The sequence below is a fragment of the Larkinella humicola genome, from assembly GCF_008727875.1.
Taxonomy (GTDB): Bacteria; Bacteroidota; Bacteroidia; order Cytophagales; family Spirosomataceae; genus Larkinella; species Larkinella humicola.
The window spans coordinates 1-19,486 of record NZ_VTWS01000011.1 but is presented as its reverse complement, the minus strand read 5'-3'; the positions used below and the strand labels follow the sequence as shown (position 1 = coordinate 19,486).

Genomic DNA, 19,486 nt, shown 5'->3' with positions numbered 1-19,486 from the left:
AGCTTTTCATGGAACACCAAACCCGGACCAATTCTGCTCAATTCCTCGCCCGCGGGGGCGAAATGGGCCAGTTGATCGATGCGTTCGACTGGTCGGAAAGCCCATTAGGCGCCATCGAAAGCTGGCCGCAAAGCCTGCGGACCACGCTGAGCATTGTTCTGCATTCCAAATTCCCGATGTTTCTGTTTTGGGGAACTGATCTGATCGGTTTTTACAACGACGCCTTTCGGCCCAGTCTGGGTGTTAACGGCAAACATCCTTCGGCTTTGGGACAACAAGGCGCCGAAATCTGGCCGGAAATCTGGTCGACGATCCAACCGCTGATTGATCAGGTGGTGCGGGGTGGTGAAGCCATCTGGAGCGAAGATCAACTGCTTCCGATTTACCGGAATGGCAACATCGAGGAGGTATACTGGACTTTCAGCTACAGCCCGGTCAATGTGGAATCGGGTGCCGTGGGCGGGGTGTTCGTCACCTGTACGGAAACGACGGAGAAAATTCTGACTCTTAAAAAAATTGAAGAAAGTAAGGATCAGTTGCAGTTTGCCATCGATGCGGCTGAATTAGGAACCTGGGACCTGAACCCGTCCACAAACCGCTTTACCGGAAATGACCGGCTAAAATCGTGGTTTGGGCTGGCTCCCGATGTCGAAATCGATTTGTCGATGGCTCTGGATATCATCGCTGACAAAGACCGGCAGAAAGTCGCCGAAGCCATTCAGGCAGCTCTGAAACCGGGTTCGCCAGGACAATATGACCTCGAGTATACCATTGTGAACCTTCTTGATAAACGGGAACGGTTTGTCAAGGCGAAAGGCAAGGCATTTTTTGATGAGACAGGAAAAGCCTATCGGTTTAACGGAACCTTACAGGACATCACGGAGGAGGTTCGGGGCCGGGCAGAACAGCATAAATTGTTGACGCTGGTTGAAAATAGTGTCGATCTGATGTCGATTCTGGAACTGGATGGTACCAATTCATACATCAACAAAGCCGGGAAAGAACTGCTGGGCATCGACTGCGATCAGGATGTTTCGCTGATTCCGATCTCGGATCTGCATACGCCGGAACAATTTGAATTTGTTGCCGCCGAAATTATCCCATCCGTGATGGGAACGGGCCGCTGGTCGGGTCGGTTTGCCGCCCGGAATGTGAAAACCGGGGAGACCATTCCGCTGTATAACAATTGCCTGCGGGTCGACGACCGGAACACGGGCCTGCCCCTGGCGATCGGGGCGGTTATGCGGGATCTGCGTCCTGAACTGGCGGTGCAAAAGGCCCTGGAAGAAAGCAGGGAGCGGTTCCGCTTGCTGGCGGATTTCATGCCACAGTTTGTTTGGGCTTCCGATTCGTCCGGAATGCTGAACTATTTCAATCAGGCGGTGTATGATTATTCCGGCCTGACCAGCGCGGAGGTGGCCGATCATGGCTGGGTTCGCATTGTGCATCCCGACGATCGGCAGGCCAACCTGGACCGTTGGTTAAAATCGATGGAGACGGGCGAGGATTTCGACTTTCAGCACCGGTTTCAACGATACGATGGGGAGTACCGCTGGCAACTCAGCCGCGCCGTGCCCATGCGGGACGAAGAAGGCCGGATTCAGTGGTGGATTGGCACCAGCACCGACATCGACGACCAGAAAAAGATGGCGGACAAGCTAGAGCAAATGGTGCAGCAGCGTACGGAGGAACTGAACCGGAGTAATCAGGAATTGATCAAAACCAATCATGAACTGGAACAGTTTGCCTACATTGCCAGCCATGATTTGCAGGAGCCATTGCGCAAAATTCAATCCTTTTCGGAACTACTCCAGGCTAATCTGAACAACGAAGAAGCCGCGGGCCAATACCTGAATAAAATCAATACGTCGGCGAAGCGCATGGCCGAATTGATCAAATCCGTCCTCAATTATTCCCGCTTGTCGACCACCGCCGACTCCTTTGTCGAAACCGACCTCAACCAGATTCTGGAAAATGTCGAAACCGATTTCGAGTTGCTGATTCAACAGAAACGGGCTACGATTCAGCGCGACAGGCTACCGGTGATTGAAGGAATACCGATGCAGTTGAACCAGCTTTTTTCAAATTTGATGGGCAACTCCCTTAAATTCTCCGTGAATGACCCCCACATCGCCATCGCTTCAAAAACCCTTCGACCAACCGATCTGGCCCAGCTAAGCGGGTTAGATCCGGGTTTTAACTACGTCCATATTCAGTTTACGGACAATGGAATTGGCTTCGAGCAGGAATATTCCGAGCGGGTTTTTACAATTTTTCAACGGCTGAACCACCGCAAGGCTTACAGCGGCACCGGCATCGGCTTGGCGCTGTGCCGCAAAATCGTGGAGAACCACGGCGGACTCATCCGGGCCGAAAGCGAGCTGGAGAGAGGCACAACATTTCACGTCTACCTGCCGGTGAAGCGGTGATTTATACGGTTTTCGGTTTTCGGTGGCTGACGCGTGCATTCGACAAGAATGCGTCAGCCACCGTAAACTGAAAACCGTGAACCGTGAACTGAAAACCGTCACTGAATCAACTCCTTAATTTTTTTATTCAGGTCTTCACCCCGTAGATTTCGGGCCACGATTTTTCCGGTAGGGTCGACCAAAAGGTTGGCCGGGACGCTGTTGATGCCGTACTGCTGCGCCACTTCATTTTTCCAGCCCTTCAGATCACTCACGTGCGACCAGGTCAAGTTGTCTTTCCGAATGGCATTCAGCCAGTTCTGGCGGTTGTTGTCGAGGGAAACGGAAAAGATCGTGAAGTTTTTGTCCTTGAACGCTTGGTAAGTGGCCACCAGGTTGGGGTTCTCTTCCCGACAGGGGCCGCACCAGCTTGCCCAAAAGTCGACCAGCACGTATTTGCCTTTGAAAGAAGAGAGTTTGATGACATGGCCCAGCGTATCGGTTTGGGCGAATTCCGGGGCCACTTTGCCGATGTTCAGCCGGCTCATGACGTCGATCTGCTGCCGGAAATACTTTGCCTGGGCGGTCTTACCGATTTCCTTCGACTCCATGAGGGTCAATAGACTATCGGCTCCGGACAGATCGCCCAAACTCATCAGCACGCTAAGAACATTGACGCCAACGGCGGACGACGAATAGGTAGAAATGATGTTTTTAACCCGCACCAGTTCCTGTGCAACGGCTTGCTCCCGATCCTTGATGGCGGCTTTCATTGCCGATACATCATTCACCGCCCGGGCGTTGGTGTATTTGAGTTCGGCACGTTTGTAGCGGTTACCAATGGCGGTGTCCATCATCATTGGCTGGATTTTCTGCCGGATGTTCTCTTCATTCGATCCGCTTATTTTGACCGCCCAGAGTGAATCGGCATTGCCGGTGATGGTGATGGGAGAGTTCTCTAAAAAAAAGTATTGAGGGCTGGTTTTGCCCGCAACACTGAGGCTGAAAAACGTGGCCTCATCGAGTTTGCCCCTGAAGGAGAATTGCCCTTTCGCGTTCGCCGTGGTGGTGTCGGACTGCTGCCTGGTCTTGTAAAAGGAGTTTTCGGTCAGAATGATTTTCCGATTGGCGGCATTTTTTAAGCTGCCGGTAATCGTATAACCGTCCGATACAGCTTGCTGAGCCGGTTTTTTGCCGGATTTCGGTTGCGCAATACTGTCAACAAAAAGAAGACATAAAATCAGATTAGCGAACAGGACTTTCATGATTCAGGTGTTTTTAAGCGAACGACGCAGGCAGAAGCAGGCATCCGTATACGTCGTGTCCGCAAAATTTATGTTAATATGTTAATTATGCGGAAAATTTAACTTTCAAAATAGATTGGCTCTATCCTAAAACAAAAGGGGGGGCGTTGCTAGTTCATGTTGAAATACCCTCTGATTCAGGGTGATTAACGAATCAATTAAGCCCTAAAAAGTCAAAAATAAGAAAAGAAACCATCTCAAGCGGTATGAACAAGACATTTTCCCATCTCGTACTCCTCAGTACACTGTTTGGATTTTTTGCCTGCTCCCGGAACCCGGTCACCGGAAAACGTGAATTGTCGTTGATGTCGACCGAACAGGAAATCGCCATTGGCAAGGAATCGCACCCCTCGGTGGTTTCCACGATGGGGCTCTACGACGATAAAAAATTGACCGATTTCATCAACCTGAAAGGGAAAGAGATGGCCAAAATTTCGCACCGGCCTGACTTGCCTTACCAATTCTACATCGTCGATTCGCCGGTCGTCAACGCCTTCGCCGTACCGGGCGGTTACGTGTACTTTACACGCGGTATCATGGCCCACTTCAACAATGAAGCGGAGTTTGCCGGGGTGTTGGGACACGAAATCGGGCACATTACAGCCCGTCATTCGGCCCGGCAGCAAACTACGCAGTTGCTGGGAACCATCGGCATGATTGGCGGAGCCATTCTGGTGCCGCAACTGGGCCAGAACCTGGAAGCCCTGCAACAGGGATTGGGCATGTTTTTGATGAAATACAGCCGGGATCACGAGTCGGAATCGGATAAAATTGGCGTGGAATATTCGAGTAAAATCGGGTACGATGCCAAGCAGATGGCTAATTTCTTCAGTACTATCAAGCGCATCTCCGACAACTCGGGCCAGCAGGTACCCACGTTTCTATCGACGCACCCTGATCCGGCGGATCGCAACCGGAAAGTGAAGGAAATGGCAACGGCTTATCAGGCCCAGAACAAAGCGAATTATCAGGTAGAACGCAACCGGTATTTGCAAATGATCGACGGCATTCTGTATGGGGAAGATCCCAAACAGGGGTTTGTGGAAAACGACATCTTCTACCACCCGGAGTTGCGGTTTCAGTTTCCGGTACCCCGCGGTTGGCAGCACCAGAATTCGCCGGCTCAATTTCAGATGGCTCCCAAAGACGGTAAATCAGCCATGATTCTGATGCTGGCCAAAGGGAATTCGCTGGAAGAAGCCTCCCAGACGCTGGTGAACGACCTCGGTCTGAAAGTGCTCGAAAGCAATCGCACCACCATCAACGGCAACCCGGCTTATGTACTCATTTCGCAGCAACAACCGCAGCAGCAACAGGGACAGCCTCAGCAACAGCAGGACCCGAAAACCGTCCTGCAAATTGGAACCTGGTTGATTCAGTACAACAATGCCGTTTATGCGCTGCACGGCCTGTCGGCGGCCGGAGATTTTGAAAAGGCCTACCGTTCTTTCCGTCCGGTGGCCGAAAACTTTCGGGCTTTGACCGATCAGGAGAAGATCAACCGCAAGCCCGAACGGGTGCAGGTTCGGACAGTTTCCCGCGAGGGGTCGTTCCGCGAGGTGATGGGGTCGCTGGGAATGCCGGCCAGCCGCGTTGAGGAACTGGGCGTGCTCAACAGTCTGCGTCCCGACGACAAAGTGGCTCAGGGCACCCTCGTCAAAATTATCGGACGCTAATCCTGCCGCTTCCGTCTGATGACCCTTTTTCCGATAGGAAACCGGGGGCATCAGACGGAAGTTCTACTGTTGCTATCAATGAATTCAGAATCCCTGTATATTAAAAATAGTATCCTGAAATAGTTATATATCGTTTGTTGAAATTTTTTATGTTTTTACTATAATCTTTCAAAGAACTGCTTGTTAGTCTGCTAATTAGTTTTTACGTTTACACTACATTCTACATCGGCACCGAGGCTGCCATATTCTGTTTATCCAAAATTTTGCCTCCTGTCAGCATTTTCTGAAAATGACCGGCTGACCCACTTCCCAAAAGCATACAAAGCAAGTAACCGGAAGCTATTGATGATCCCCAATTGGTTTTGGGTTCGACCATCAGCCGAATAACTTTTCACTAACTTTCATCAGCATGAAACGATTTTCAGTTTTATATCTTTTTAAAAAACAGTACCACCACATTCTCTGTGAAACCCATTCTGAAGCCGACACCGAACTGCGGAAACTGTTCACGAAGAAGAAGAAGATTCCCCTTGGCATTTACGACGATAAAACCGAGCTTTTTTACTGGGAGCCCGTGCGGCAGCAAAGATTCGATCGACTGACCGTACAGGAGCAGGGCAAGGTGGGAAATGAGATGATTGCCATTGCCCAGAACCTGCGAAGCCGGGACGACCACTGGGTGCCCAGCGAAACCCAGCTTCCGACCGACATCCTCCAGCGCCCCCTTTTTCTGATTCATGATTGATGGACCAGACCTGACAGGTGTTGGAGAAGGTCGTAGCCGGGCAATTGGACGAGAGCACCTGCCCGGTTTTGAAAACCTGGCAGGTAAAGCGAGGTGACAGGGCGCATGAAAAATCGGTAGTTTTTCGAACTCCTGAAGGGGGCTGTTGGTTAAAAAAGCATACAATCGTAAAGCATCATGCCAAACTTATTCAGTCCGTTAACCATCCGAAGTGTTGAATTGAAAAACCGGATTGCGGTTTCGCCCATGTGTCAATATTCCAGTGAAGACGGTTTCGCCAACGACTGGCACCTCGTTCACCTGGGCAGCCGGGCCGTGGGCGGGGCAGGTTTGGTGATGACGGAAGCCACGGCGGTTTCGCCGGAAGGCCGGATTTCGCCCGACGATCTGGGCATTTGGAAAGACGAGCATCTGGTCAATTTGAAACGCATAGCGGCTTTTATTGAAGCCCACGGTGCGGTACCGGCCATGCAACTGGCGCATGCCGGGCGAAAAGCGAGCCACAACCGACCCTGGGACGGCGGCAAGTTCATCGCCCCTGATTCCGAACGGGGCTGGGAAACCGTTGCGCCCAGCCCGATTCCATTTATTCCGGCCGAGCCGGTTCCGCTGGAACTAACGGCCGAAGCCATTGAGAAAATATTTGCTGATTTTGTGGCGGCAAGCCGCCGGGCACTGGAAGCCGGTTTTAAAGTGATCGAACTGCACGCTGCCCATGGTTATCTGGTGCACGAATTTCTGTCGCCCCTCAGCAACCACCGGACGGATCACTACGGCGGTTCGTTTGAAAACCGCATCCGGTTTTTGCTCGAACTAATCGAACGGGTGCAGACGGTTTGGCCAGAAGACTACCCTTTGTTCGTCCGAATTTCGGCTACCGACTGGACCGAGGGCGGCTGGACCGCCGACGATTCGGTGGCTCTGTCGACGGTTTTGAAAGACAAAGGTGTCGACCTGATCGACTGCTCGACGGGAGGCAATGTGGCGGGTGCCAAAATTCCGCTGAGTCCCGGCTACCAGGTTCCGTTTGCTGAGAAAGTTAAAAAAGAAAGTGGAATTCTGACGGGGGCCGTCGGGTTAATCACAACGCCCGAACAGGCCAATGAGATCGTGGAAAGCGGTCAGGCCGACCTCGTGTTGCTGGCCCGCGAATTCCTGCGCGATCCGTATTTTCCGCTCCATGCAGCCCAGAAGCTGGGGGCCGAAACGCCCTGGCCATCGCAGTACGTTCGGGCGAAGTAAAGAAAGATCCCCTCAGCCCCGAAGCGTCGGTCCAACGCTTCGGGGCTGAGGGGGTCACAACGACTCCCGTAGCAGCGCTTCCAGATCCAATGGCCGGGTATACATTTCCAGCGAACCGTCGGGTTTTCGTGGCCACGCGTCGTGCGGACGATCCCAATACAATTCAACGCCATTCTGGTCGGGGTCATTCAGGTAAATGGCTTCCGATACGCCGTGATCAGAAGCACCGGTAATGGCGTAGTTCGCTTCGACCAGACGCCGAAGGGCGACCGATAAATCCCGTCGGGTTGGGTACAGTATGGCCGTGTGGAACAGGCCCGTGCTGCGAACCGGGGCAGGTGGGGCATCTTTGCTGTACCAGGTATTCAGCCCGATGTGGTGATGGTAGCCGCCGGCCGAAACAAATGCCGCATCTTTTCCATACGTCGTTACGAGCGTAAAGCCCAGCAGATCGCAGTAAAAACTCAGAGCGCGCTCCAGGTTCGCCACCTTCAGATGAACGTGTCCGATGCGGGTATGGTCGGGAATGGTATAGGCCATCGTGTTTGCAGAGTAACGGGCTTCTGCCCGGTTTTTACGGATTTATTTGGTAAGACGTTTCAGATCAATCGGTTTCGATCGGTCTACAATCAGGGGGACCTGTTCAGTTGCAACATTCTGGTAATCCAGTCCATACGCTTTTTCATCCGCCAAGCTCAGGCGTTTCAGGAAGAAGTAGCCGTTCATCAGGAAGGTGTCCAGCGTATCAAGTTCGTGTTCGTAAGACAAAAACCGGTTGATGACAATGAATTTAAAGTCGCCCACCACATCATGCTGGCGGAGGGAATGGTAGCGGCTCACAAGCGTCACCTCCTGAAATTTGACCATGTCTTCCACGACTTTCCGGAACAATAAATTCATACGGGGCTGAACCCGAAAGCCCAGTTGAAAGGTAATCCGGATGACATCCTCCGGTTCCAGAATATCAATGCGGTAGGAGGTCGTATAGGGGTCATCTACCAGATCGACGTGAATCAGCCAATAGACATCGGCCCGCTTGGGTTGCCGCTCCAGAATCGAATTGATGATGTGGTCTTCAACCAGGCCGGGGTGATCGGAAGACGTCAGGAAAACCAGGTTGGTCGCGTATTTGGGAACGTCGACATCGCTGCTGAGTTCCTTCAAAATCGGTAAATGCGCCTTCAAATCCAGATACGTAGTAAGTCGTCGTTTCAATCGGCTTCCGTTGTACCAGACCAGCATGATCCCCATCAGGATGAAGCCGAGTAGCAGCGTCACCCAGCCGCCGTGGGCAAATTTTCGCAGATTAGCGACCAGAAAAGCACTCTCGATCGTTAGGTAGACCAGCAGCAAACCGACCACCAGAACGATATTGACATGGCGCGTATACAGGTAAAATGACAGCAGGATGGTGGTCATCAACATGGTCAGGCCCACTGACAAACCAAAAGCGGCTTCCATGTTTTTGGACTCCCTGAAATAGAGAACGACGGCAAAACAGCCGAACATCAGCAGCCAGTTAAACGCCGGGATGTAGACCTGCCCCCGCAAATTCGAAGGAAAAACGATGCGTAGTTTCGGAAAAAGCGACAGCCGGAACGCTTCGGAAATCAGGGTGAAGGTGCCGCTGATCAGAGCCTGACTGGCGATGATGGTGGCCAGGGTAGCAATACCGATGCTGGGTAAAAGAAACCAGGTGGGAACCAGTCCAAAAAACGGACTTTGGTCGCCCAGAGGTCGGCCGACGTGATTGAGCAGCCAGGCCGCCTGGCCCAAGTAACACAGCACCAGACAGATTTTGACAAACAGCCAGGAGACTTGAATGTTGCGCCGGCCACAATGCCCCATGTCGGAATAAAGGGCTTCGGCCCCAGTGGAACACAGAAAAACGCCACCCAGGAGCCAGAAACCCTCGGGATAGTCGGCGATCATGCGGTAAGCATAGTAGGGATTCAGCGCGCGCAGAACTGACCAGTTGGTCATCAGTTGCGATGCCCCCAAAATACCGATCATGCTAAACCAGACGATCATGACTGGCCCGAAAGCGGCTCCGATGCGGTTGGTACCGGCTTGCTGAACCACGAAAAGGAGAAATAGAATACTCAATACCACCGGAATAACCGGCAAATCCGGGTATAACGGTTTTAACCCTTCGATGGCCGACGAAACCGAAATGGGCGGGGTAATGATGCTATCGGCAATGAGAAAACTACCGCCCGCAATCGCCGGGATCAGCAGCCAGTGCGCATACCGTCGGATCAGGGTATAGAGCGAAAAAATACCCCCTTCTCCCTTGTTGTCAGCCTTTAAGGTGATCAGAACGTATTTTAAGGTGGTCTGAAACGTCAGGGTCCAGAAAATGCACGAGACTCCTCCCAGGGCCAGAATTTCATCAACGGCCCGGTCCTCGATGATGGCCCGGAAGGTATAGAGCGGACTGGTGCCGATGTCACCAAAAACAATGCCAATGGCAATCAGCATACCGGCGTAATTGACCCGGTCGATGGCCGAAGAATGGTTGGTCACAAAAAAGAAATTTTGGAGAAATGGTTGGAAAACAGGCCAAGATAGGCAACCGGGCGGTTTCCTACAATGCCAGTGCCCAATTTGATCATACAAATCACTCCGATTTTATCCCCTTGATTAATGATCCGGGTTTGGATAGGTGAGCAAGACCCGAACGGTCACAAAAAGTTGCCCGACGTGCCGCTGCGTGTGTTCGGCGGAATGAAACAACAAGCCCAGAACCGTGGAGGGGAGTTGCGCCCGGCCGATGCCCCGAAAATCAGTCAGGGTTTGTTCATCGGTATTGGCCAACTGCTGAAGAGCCTGATCGACTTGGCTGTTAAACCGGCTGATCAACTCCTGTACCGGATTTTCGGACTCAAACGACTTGCCCTCCGAGGCCAGCCACTCGCGTTGGGCGGTAGATAAGCTCTCGTTTCGGGCGTAGGTAAAGAGCCGGTCCAGCACACCCGTCAGGTGCTGTAAATGAAAACCAACCGAAGCCACACCGGCCGGTTTTTGCCAGAGGTACCGGCTTGGGAAATTTTTCATCAGCGCATCGACTTCTTCACGCGCCTGCAACAGGGCGTGGGCGACGGGTTGCAGCAGGGCAGGAATTCCGGCGACGGGGCCGCGTTGCCAGACTTCAGGCTTTGGATTTGACATACTTGCGTTGTTGAGTGTGTGTGGATGAAGTTTACTTTACTGCTGCCAGAACCCGTTTGAATAACTCGTCGGGATTGCCGTCATGCCACCGCCAGACGATCACCAGATCGTGTTCCGGGTCGATCCAGATGATGTTGGATCCGGCGCCGATGGCGGCAAAACTCGTTGCCGGGGCGTTAGGCCATGCTTTCTTTTCGGTGTTGAGCCACCATAGATAACCGTAATCCTGACCCGTCGGCCCCTTTTTAACCGATTCTTTCAACCAGTTGGCCGAAACCAGTTGCTGATCACGCCAGCGACCGTTTCGCAATACCAGATACCCCAGCCGGGCTTCGTCGCGGGTGTTGATCCAGAGACCACCGCCCCAGCGCGTTCCGCCACTGACCGACGACATCATTTTTCCGTCTACTTTCACCCGCGCGTTCGGATAGCCCACATACTGCCAGGTGTTTGACGCGCCAATCGGGTCCATGATCTCCTCTTTCAGCACGTTGGGCAACGGTTTTTTCCATAATTGCAGCAGCGAAAGCGCCAGCCGGTTCACGCGGACGTCGTTGTATTCGTAGAACGCGCCGGGTTCCTGCAAGGTTCGCGGTTTGCGTTCCCCACGCCCGTAAGCAGCCGTCCCGACAAAATCGTGTTTCTTCCCCCACAACTCGCCTTCCCACTCGCTGGTTTGCCGGAGGTGGTGTTCCCAGGTCACTTTGCGGTTTTGTTCGGAGTCATACCCGCCATCCTGAATGGAATTCGCCACCGGATCATGAACATCCTTGATCAGGCCCCGATCGATGGTCAAGCCCAGAATGATGGAAAGTACACTTTTGGCTACACTATAGGTCGGATCAGGCCGTCCGGTTTCGCCCCATTCCGCTACAATATAACCGTGTTTGAGAATCAAACCGTTGGTTTGGGCGCGATCCGAGGGAATGGGCCCCAGCAGGGTGCCGAATATTTCTTCCTGAGTCGAAAAATCGCGCGGCATTTGCTTCGTTTCCTGCTGTTGGGCAAAGGCTACGGCCTGCTGCAACAAAGCGGCATCCAGACCCACCTGTTCCGGTTTTCGCCGTTCCCACGCATCACCGGGAGCCGGGTAATACGCAGATGCCTGGGCATCCGCTCGTTGCGCAGGGCGTTGGCAGGTGGAAAATGCCAGCAGGACGGCAAAAGCGGAAAGTTTGAGACGCATCATATGATTTGGGCCAACCGAATGGCCCGATGAGTTTGAGAAGCTGAATGAACGGTTTATTTGGCAATGTAAGCGAATCAGAGGAAAAGAAGAAGGGCCGGGCGGAGCGAAATCGGCCATAACATCCACATGGAATTTGCTTTAGTGTCTGAAATAGTGTTATATTGACCAAAATCTACACTTAACCTCTAGTTTTTTAGCTTGAAATTCTCAGACTTTGGCTTCGATGATCGGTTGATGGAAGGTATCGACGCCATGAATTACGATACGCCTACGCTTGTACAGGAACAAGTTATCCCTCTTATATTGGCTGGTAAAGATCTGATTGTCTCGGCCCAAACCGGCACGGGCAAAACCGCATCGTACCTGCTTCCCATTCTTCACAAAATTACGTCGGCTGGTCCCGATGACCAGATCAAGGCCCTTGTCATTGTACCTACCCGCGAACTGGCAATTCAGATTGCCCAGAACCTCGAAGGGTTTTCCTATTTTACTTCGGTCAGCTCGATCGCCGTCTATGGCGGGGGCGACGGAGCATCTTACAGCACGGAGCGGCAGGCCCTGGCGGGTGGTGCCGACATTGTGATTTGCACGCCGGGGCGGATGATCAGTCACCTGAACATGGGGTATGCCAAAATCGATCAGTTGCAATACCTGATTCTGGATGAAGCCGACCGCATGTTGGACATGGGTTTCCACGGCGATATTGTGAAAATCATTTCGTTTTTGCCCGCCAAACGGCAGAGCTTGCTATTGTCGGCCACCATGCCTCCCAAGATTCGGGAACTGGCGCGGAAAATCCTGCACAACCCCGAAGAAATTACGCTGGCCCTCTCGAAACCGCCGGCCAAGATTGTGCAGGAGGCTTTTGTGGTGTACCAGAAACAGAAAATTGCGCTGGTCAAATACTTGCTGAAAGAACATAATTTTCCGTCGGTGCTCATTTTCTGTTCCCGGAAAGAAAACGTCAAGCAACTGGCCCGCGAACTGAAACAGGCCGGTTTTGCCGCCGAAGCGATTCATTCCGACCTCGAACAGAATGAACGGGAGCAGGTTTTGCTGGCCTACCGAAGCCGGAAACTGAAAATTCTGGTGGCAACGGATATTCTGTCGCGCGGAATCGACATCGACAACATTGACCTCGTCATCAACTATGACGTTCCCCACGACGGCGAAGATTATGTACACCGGATTGGCCGCACGGCCCGCGCCGAAACCACCGGGATTGCCTACACGTTTATCAGCGAAACCGAACAGCGGAAATTCGCGGCCATTGAACGCTTGCTCGGGATGCCCGTGACCAAGGTATCGATGCCGGCGCATTTGGGTGAAACCCTGGAATACAATCCGGCGAAAAGTGCCGCTTTTCCACAGCGTAAAAAACGAACGGGTCCCCGAAAAGGACCTTCCAACCGCCCGAAAGGGGGCGGGGGCCGCTCGGAACGACCCGCCTAACGGATTAGACAAAAACTACTGAACAGGAATCGCATTCCTGTTTTTTTTGTGCCTTTCCGAATTTAGGACTTCGTCTGATAATTCTTTGCACGGTCGCTTTTTACCCCGTTCCCCTAAAGGGGACTTATAGGATCTGGATTAAGCTGCGTCCAAGTCCGGCAGCGGCCGACCGTCCTTTAGGGGAACGGGGCAAAAAGCGAAAGTCCTAACAGGATTATTTCCAGTATAAATTTTCTCTTTTCATAAACGTAAAAAATACATTTATTATTTATATTTGCCCCCAGAGCCTGATCGATCGTTGACAGGCCACCTCAACACCCCACTCACCAATGATTTCTTTTGACCATTTAGAAGCCTGGTTTGTTACCGGTAGCCAGCATTTATACGGTGAAGACACCCTCAAACAGGTTGCTGAACATTCCCGGACCATCGTAGATGCCTTCAACCAGTCGTCGGCCATTCCAGTCAGAATTGTTTTCAAAACCGTTCTGACGGGCCCGGATGAAATCTATAAACTGTGTCTGGAAGCCAACAGCGCTGCCAACTGCATTGGCTTGATGACGTGGATGCACACGTTTTCGCCCGCCAAAATGTGGATCAACGGCTTGAAGATTCTGCGCAAGCCGCTGCTGCATCTGCACACCCAGTTCAACCGTGACATTCCCTGGGAAACCATCGACATGGATTTCATGAACCTCAACCAGTCGGCGCATGGCGACCGGGAGTTCGGATTCATTAACGCCCGTTTGCGCCTGGAACGGAAGGTCGTTGTCGGACACTGGGAAGACCCTGAAGTACACGAACGACTGAATGTGTGGGCACGGGTAGCCGCCGGTTGGCACGATTTGCAGGGTGCCCGGTTTGCCCGGTTTGGTGACAACATGCGTGAAGTGGCCGTCACGGAAGGGGATAAAGTAGAGGCTCAAATCAAGTTTGGGTATTCGGTCTACGGCTACGGGATTGGGGATTTGGTCGCGTACGTCAACCAGGTAACCGACCAGGAAATCAATACATTAGTAAGTGAATATGAACAACGGTACCAAATTGTTGCCGAACTACAAAAAGCCGGGTTACGCCACAATTCGTTGCGCGATGCTGCCAAAATCGAAATTGGTTTACGCGGTTTTCTGGACGATCACCAGATCAAAGGATTCACGGATACTTTCGAAGACCTGCACGGCCTGAATCAACTGCCCGGAATAGCCGTACAACGGCTCATGGCCGATGGCTACAGTTTCGGGGGCGAAGGTGACTGGAAAACGGCGGCACTGGGCCGGGCCATCAAAGTGATGGGAGCGGGGCTTCCGGGCGGCAGTTCGTTCATGGAAGATTACACCTACCACCTGTCGCCCAACGGCCAGCGGGTGTTGGGGGCGCACATGCTTGAAATCGATGAATCGATTGCCGACGGAAAACCGTCCTGCGAAATTCATCCCCTGTCGATTGGCGGGAAAGCTGATCCGGTTCGGCTGGTGTTCAATGTGGCCCCCGGAGCCGCCATCAATGCGTCGGTGGTCGATATGGGAAACCGGTTTCGATTGATTGTCAATGAAGTGGACGTTGTTCCGACGGAAAAACCATTGCCGAAACTCCCGGTTGCCCGCGTGTTGTGGGATGCCAAACCCAATTTGAAAACAGCCGCAGCCGCCTGGATTCTGGCCGGGGGCGCACACCACACGGTTTTCAGCAAAGCGATTTCCTCCGAATACATGGAAGATTTTGCCGAAATCGCGGGCGTCGAATACGTCCTGATCAACGAAGAAACCCGCATCCATGCCCTCAAACAGGAACTGCGTTGGAACGAAGCATATTATCACTTAAAGCATTAAGAATGATGAGTTATGAATGATGAACGATGAATTGGCTGACGCGTTTGTTTCGCGTGCGTCAGCCAATTCATCGTTCATCATTCATAACTCATCATTCATAACTCATAACTCATTATGCCATACGTAATTGGGGTCGATTTTGGAACGGACTCGGTGCGGGCGGTTTTGGTGAATGCCGAAACCGGTGACGAATTGGCTTCCGGTGTTCATGAATACGTTCGGTGGAAAACCGGCGCCTATTGTGACCCCGCCCGTTCGCAGTTCCGGCAACACCCGCTCGATTACCTGGAAGGGCTGGAGCAATCGGTTCGGAGCGCGCTACGTGCGGTTTCGCCGGACGTGATTGCCGACATCCGGGGAATTTCGGTCGATACGACGGGGTCGACCCCCGGCCCGGTCGATGAAAACGGAACCCCTTTGGCGTTGCTTCCCCCGTTTGCCGACAATCCGAACGGCATGTTCATTCTCTGGAAAGACCACACGGCCAACCAGGAAGCGGAGGAAATCAACCAGTTGGCGCACCGCTGGAATACGGATTTTACGAAATACGTGGGCGGAATCTATTCGTCCGAGTGGTTCTGGTCGAAAATCCTGCGCACCCTGCGGGTCGATGAATCCATCCGACCGGCGGCTTTTTCCTGGATCGAACACTGCGACTGGATCTCGGCGGTTTTGACCGGCAACACCAACCCACTGACACTCAAACGAAGCCGGACGGCGGCTGGTCACAAAGCCCTCTGGCATGCCGAGTTCGACGGATTGCCGTCCGAAGAATTTCTCACCACGCTCGATCCGCTGCTGGCGGGACTGCGCGACCGTCTCTTTCGCCACACCTACACGTCCGACGAGCCGATGGGTACGATTTCGGCGGAATGGGCGGAAAAGCTGGGCGTTCCGACTACGGTGGTCATTGGTGTCGGCGGTTTTGATGCGCACATGGGAGCGGTTGGGGCCAATATTGAGTCCTACGCGCTGGTGAAAGTAATTGGAACTTCCACCTGTGACATGCTCATGGCGCCTTCCGAAGACGTCGGCCATTTGCTGATTCGTGGCATTTGCGGACAGGTCGACGGCTCCATTGTGCCAGGTATGCTCGGCATGGAAGCGGGGCAGTCGGCGTTTGGCGACCTCTACGCCTGGTTTACGAGGCTCATTCTGGAACCGGTCGCCGGTGTATTGACGCAACAAGGACAGGCGAGTTTGATTCCGTCGCTTCAAACCGCTTTGCTTCCCTATTTAGCCGAACAGGCCAGCCAATTGCCCGTCAGCGAAACCGACATCGTCTCCCTCGACTGGCTGAATGGCCGTCGGACGCCCGATGCCAATCACACGCTGAAAGGCGCTATTTCCGGGTTAAATCTGGGCAGCAGTGCCGCGCACGTTTTCAAATCGCTGGTCGAGGCCACAGCCTATGGCGCACGCCGGATTGCTGAACGGTTTGTGGAAGAAGGCGTTCCAATTCAGCAGGTCATTGCCATTGGTGGGGTGGCCCGGAAGTCGGCTTTTGTCATGCAAACGCTGGCGGACGTCATGAACGTACCCATCAAAGTGGCCGAATCCGACCAGTGCTGTGCCCGGGGAGCCGCCGTGTGTGCCGCTGTCGCTGCCGGAATTTACCCAACCTTCGCTGAGGCCCAAAAAGCCATGGCTTCCGCTTTCGATGCGGTGTATACGCCCCGTCCCGAACGGGCCTCCGAGTATGATGTGCTTTACGAGCGGTATTTGAGTTTGGGCGGATTTATTGAGAAAAAAATGCCCCCAACCCCCTGAAGGGGGCTTAAAAAGAATTGTCCTAAGTCTCCTTCAGGGGGTTGGGGCAAAAAACGATTTACTATGAGTTTATATCAATCCCTGAAAGAAGCGGTTTACGAAGCCAATATGGAAATTCCCCGGCAGAAGCTGGCGATCTACACCTTCGGCAATGTCAGCGGAATCGACCGGCAAGCGGGTGTAGTGGGCATCAAACCGAGCGGTATTCCGTACGACGAACTGACGCCCGACGACATCGTCATTGTGGATCTGGACAACCAGTTGGTGGAAGGAAAAATGCGGCCATCGTCCGATACCAAAACACATACCTTACTGTATCGCCATTTCGAAACCATCGGCGGTATTTGCCACACACATTCGGCGTATGCGGTCGCCTGGGCGCAGGCCATGCGCGAAATTCCGAACCTGGGCACCACCCACGCCGACCATCTGGTGGCTTCCATTCCGGTGACGGAGGTGATGTCCGACGCGATGATTCAGGGCGATTACGAACACGAAACCGGCAACCAAATCCTGAATGTGTTCCGGGAAAATAACCTTTCGGTCAGCGAAGTCGAGATGGTGCTGGTGGCCTGTCATGGGCCCTTTGCCTGGGGGAAAAATCCGGCGAAAGCCGTTTACAATGCGACGGTTCTGGAAGAACTAGCCAAAATGGCTTACCTCACGCTGACCATCAACCCCGACACGCCCCGCATCAAGCAAAGCCTGATTGACAAACACTATTTCCGGAAACACGGTAAAGATGCCTATTACGGACAGTAACCCAGACAGCGGCCAACAGCCCTGTCTGCGGTTTTGATAGCTCCAGTTCAACCGCAGACAGGGCCGTTGGCCGCTGTCTGGGTTTACCCCTAAACCTTCCTGCAATCATGACCCTCGGACTCGAATCGGTTGACTATTTCATCTTCCTCATTTACTTCGTCATCGTCGCGGTGTACGGATACTGGGTATACACCCACAAAGGCAAGCAAACCGCCGATTCGAAAGACTTTTTTCTGGCCGAAGGTTCCCTGACGTGGTGGGCCATCGGCGCGTCGATCATTGCTTCCAACATCTCGGCAGAACAATTCATCGGCATGAGCGGGCAGGCCTTTCAACTTGGTCTGGCAATTTCGGTGTATGAACTGGTGGGCGGTTTTTCGCTCATCATCATTGCGGTGTATTTTCTGCCGATGTACATCAAAAACAAGATTTACACCATGCCGCAGTTTCTGCAAAAACGCTACGATGGTCGGCTGGCAACGATCATGGCGGTTTTCTGGCTGCTGCTGTACATCCTCGTCAACCTGACGTCCATCATTTACCTGGGAGCTTTGAGTCTGGAAAAAATGACCGGCTTCGGGTTCATGGCCTGCGCCGTTTTTCTGACGGTTTTTGCGGTTTTCATCACGCTGGGCGGCATGAAAGTGATTGGCTATACGGACGTCATTCAGGTTGTTTGTCTGGTCGTGGGCGGACTGGCCACCACCTATCTGGCTCTTGATCTGCTGTCTGACCGGGTCGGAACGGGCGCGGGTATTTTTGAAGGATTAGGCCTGATTCGCGAAAAAGCAGACCACCATCTGCACATGATTTTCAGCAAGGGGCAGTATCAGGTTCACGACGGAAAAGGCGGTTTTACGGATGCCTACACTCAACTGCCCGGTCTGATGATGTTTGTGATTGGCGGGCAATGGATCGTCAATTTCAACTATTTTGGTTGTAATCAATACATTACGCAACGCGCTTTGGGGGCCGACCTCAACACGGCCCGCAACGGTCTGTTGTTTGCTTCGTTTCTCAAAATCCTGATGCCCCTGATTGTGGTTCTGCCCGGTTTGGCCGCTTATGTATTGTTTCAGGAAAACGCCGAACCGGCGATTGTTCGGGGCATTACCGAAGGCGGTATTGTGAAACCGGATAATTCCTACCCGGTTTTACTCAACCTGCTGCCGGTGGGTCTGAAAGGGCTGGCGTTTGCAGCTTTGACGGCAGCCATTGTGGCGTCATTGGCCGGGAAAGCCAACAGCATCGCGACGATTTACATGCTCGATATTCACCGTAAGTTTTTCAACACCAACCTGACCGAAAAACAAACCGTGTGGCGGGGGCGGATAGCCATCGTGGTTTCATTCCTCATTGCCTTGGTAATCAGTCCGTTTTTGAAGAACTTCGGGCAGGGTTTCGAATACATTCAGGAGTACACCGGTTTTATTTCGCCGGGGATTCTGGCGATTTTTCTGCTCGGTTTTTTCTGGAGAAAAGCCACCTCCAACGGGGCGCTGGCGGCTGCGTTGCTAAGCATTCCGCTGTCGGCTTACCTGAAATTCAATGCAACCGACATTCCATTCCTGAACCGGATGGGGCTGGTTTTCTGGGCGTGTGTCGCCTTACAGGTCGTGATCAGCCTGGCCGAATCGAAAGGCCACGATTCGCCGAAAGCCTTTGCCGTGGAAGCCAGTTGGTTCCGGGTATCAAGATCGTTTTTGATTGGTGCTGCGGTCATTACCGGACTGGTGATTGTTGTATTCTCGGTATTTTATTAACGTACTCACGGACTTTAGTCAGTGAAATCCTTAATAGTAATGCGAACTATGAGACTATCGCACCGGCGACCCGGAAACATGTCGTACCTATGGTACGTAATTGACTCATAATAAAATAGTTAGGACTTACGTCTGATAATTCTATCACTCTTTCGCTTTCTGCCCCGTTCCCCTA

14 protein-coding genes are annotated in these 19,486 nt (G+C 52.8%); 9 read left to right on the top strand and 5 right to left on the bottom strand.

Translation table 11 applies throughout. The annotated features are described in order from the left end of the window. Nucleotides 1-8: 8 nt before the first annotated feature. Nucleotides 9-2,429, top strand: coding sequence for a PAS domain-containing protein (locus tag F0P93_RS28605; protein ID WP_150881234.1), 2,421 nt, complete (start codon nt 9-11; stop codon nt 2,427-2,429). 98 nt (nt 2,430-2,527) lie between these two features. Here F0P93_RS28605 and F0P93_RS28600 read toward each other — a convergent pair whose 3' ends face one another. After that, nucleotides 2,528-3,673, bottom strand: coding sequence for a TlpA disulfide reductase family protein (locus F0P93_RS28600; protein WP_150881233.1), 1,146 nt, complete (start codon nt 3,671-3,673; stop codon nt 2,528-2,530). Nucleotides 3,674-3,918: 245 nt separating this feature from the next. Here F0P93_RS28600 and F0P93_RS28595 point away from each other — a divergent pair, with 245 nt between their 5' ends. From F0P93_RS28595 to F0P93_RS28585, 3 genes are all read left to right on the top strand, one after another. Then, nucleotides 3,919-5,388 carry a M48 family metalloprotease gene (locus F0P93_RS28595; RefSeq protein WP_150881232.1) on the top strand — a complete coding sequence of 490 codons (1,470 nt, stop codon included), beginning with the start codon at nt 3,919-3,921 and terminating at the stop codon, nt 5,386-5,388. Between the two features lie 409 nt (nt 5,389-5,797). Continuing rightward, nucleotides 5,798-6,133, top strand: a complete 336-nt coding sequence (locus F0P93_RS28590) for a hypothetical protein (protein WP_191908948.1) — start codon at nt 5,798-5,800, stop codon at nt 6,131-6,133. A 177-nt stretch (nt 6,134-6,310) separates the two neighbouring features. Next, entirely contained in the window at nt 6,311-7,375 is a 1,065-nt protein-coding gene (locus F0P93_RS28585; protein WP_150881231.1) for an NADH:flavin oxidoreductase/NADH oxidase, read from the top strand. A 54-nt stretch (nt 7,376-7,429) separates the two neighbouring features. On the opposite strand, the gene F0P93_RS28580 is transcribed toward F0P93_RS28585, so the two are convergent. The 4 genes from F0P93_RS28580 to F0P93_RS28565 all read right to left on the bottom strand — a co-directional run bounded on the left by F0P93_RS28580 (nt 7,430) and on the right by F0P93_RS28565 (nt 11,735). After that, entirely contained in the window at nt 7,430-7,915 is a 486-nt protein-coding gene (locus F0P93_RS28580; protein ID WP_150881230.1) for a VOC family protein, read from the bottom strand. Nucleotides 7,916-7,957: 42 nt separating this feature from the next. Next, the gene (locus F0P93_RS28575; protein ID WP_150881364.1) at nt 7,958-9,856 is read right to left on the bottom strand and encodes a KUP/HAK/KT family potassium transporter; all 1,899 of its coding nucleotides are present in this window, start codon (nt 9,854-9,856) and stop codon (nt 7,958-7,960) included. Nucleotides 9,857-10,018: 162 nt separating this feature from the next. Beyond that, entirely contained in the window at nt 10,019-10,546 is a 528-nt protein-coding gene (locus F0P93_RS28570) for a DinB family protein (RefSeq protein ID WP_150881229.1), read from the bottom strand. A 31-nt stretch (nt 10,547-10,577) separates the two neighbouring features. Beyond that, nucleotides 10,578-11,735 carry a serine hydrolase domain-containing protein gene (locus F0P93_RS28565; RefSeq protein ID WP_225309689.1) on the bottom strand — a complete coding sequence of 386 codons (1,158 nt, stop codon included), beginning with the start codon at nt 11,733-11,735 and terminating at the stop codon, nt 10,578-10,580. Between the two features lie 198 nt (nt 11,736-11,933). Between F0P93_RS28565 and F0P93_RS28560 the strand changes: the two genes are divergently transcribed. From F0P93_RS28560 to F0P93_RS28535, 5 genes are all read left to right on the top strand, one after another. Next, the gene (locus tag F0P93_RS28560) at nt 11,934-13,187 is read left to right on the top strand and encodes a DEAD/DEAH box helicase (protein WP_150881228.1); all 1,254 of its coding nucleotides are present in this window, start codon (nt 11,934-11,936) and stop codon (nt 13,185-13,187) included. Between the two features lie 329 nt (nt 13,188-13,516). After that, the gene (araA, locus tag F0P93_RS28555) at nt 13,517-15,016 is read left to right on the top strand and encodes an L-arabinose isomerase (protein WP_150881227.1); all 1,500 of its coding nucleotides are present in this window, start codon (nt 13,517-13,519) and stop codon (nt 15,014-15,016) included. Nucleotides 15,017-15,130: 114 nt separating this feature from the next. After that, entirely contained in the window at nt 15,131-16,786 is a 1,656-nt protein-coding gene (locus F0P93_RS28545) for a ribulokinase (protein ID WP_150881225.1), read from the top strand. Nucleotides 16,787-16,849: 63 nt separating this feature from the next. Beyond that, nucleotides 16,850-17,548 carry an L-ribulose-5-phosphate 4-epimerase gene (locus tag F0P93_RS28540; protein ID WP_150881224.1) on the top strand — a complete coding sequence of 233 codons (699 nt, stop codon included), beginning with the start codon at nt 16,850-16,852 and terminating at the stop codon, nt 17,546-17,548. Between the two features lie 107 nt (nt 17,549-17,655). Continuing rightward, nucleotides 17,656-19,311, top strand: a complete 1,656-nt coding sequence (locus F0P93_RS28535; RefSeq protein WP_150881223.1) for a sodium/sugar symporter — start codon at nt 17,656-17,658, stop codon at nt 19,309-19,311. Nucleotides 19,312-19,486 lie beyond the last annotated feature (175 nt).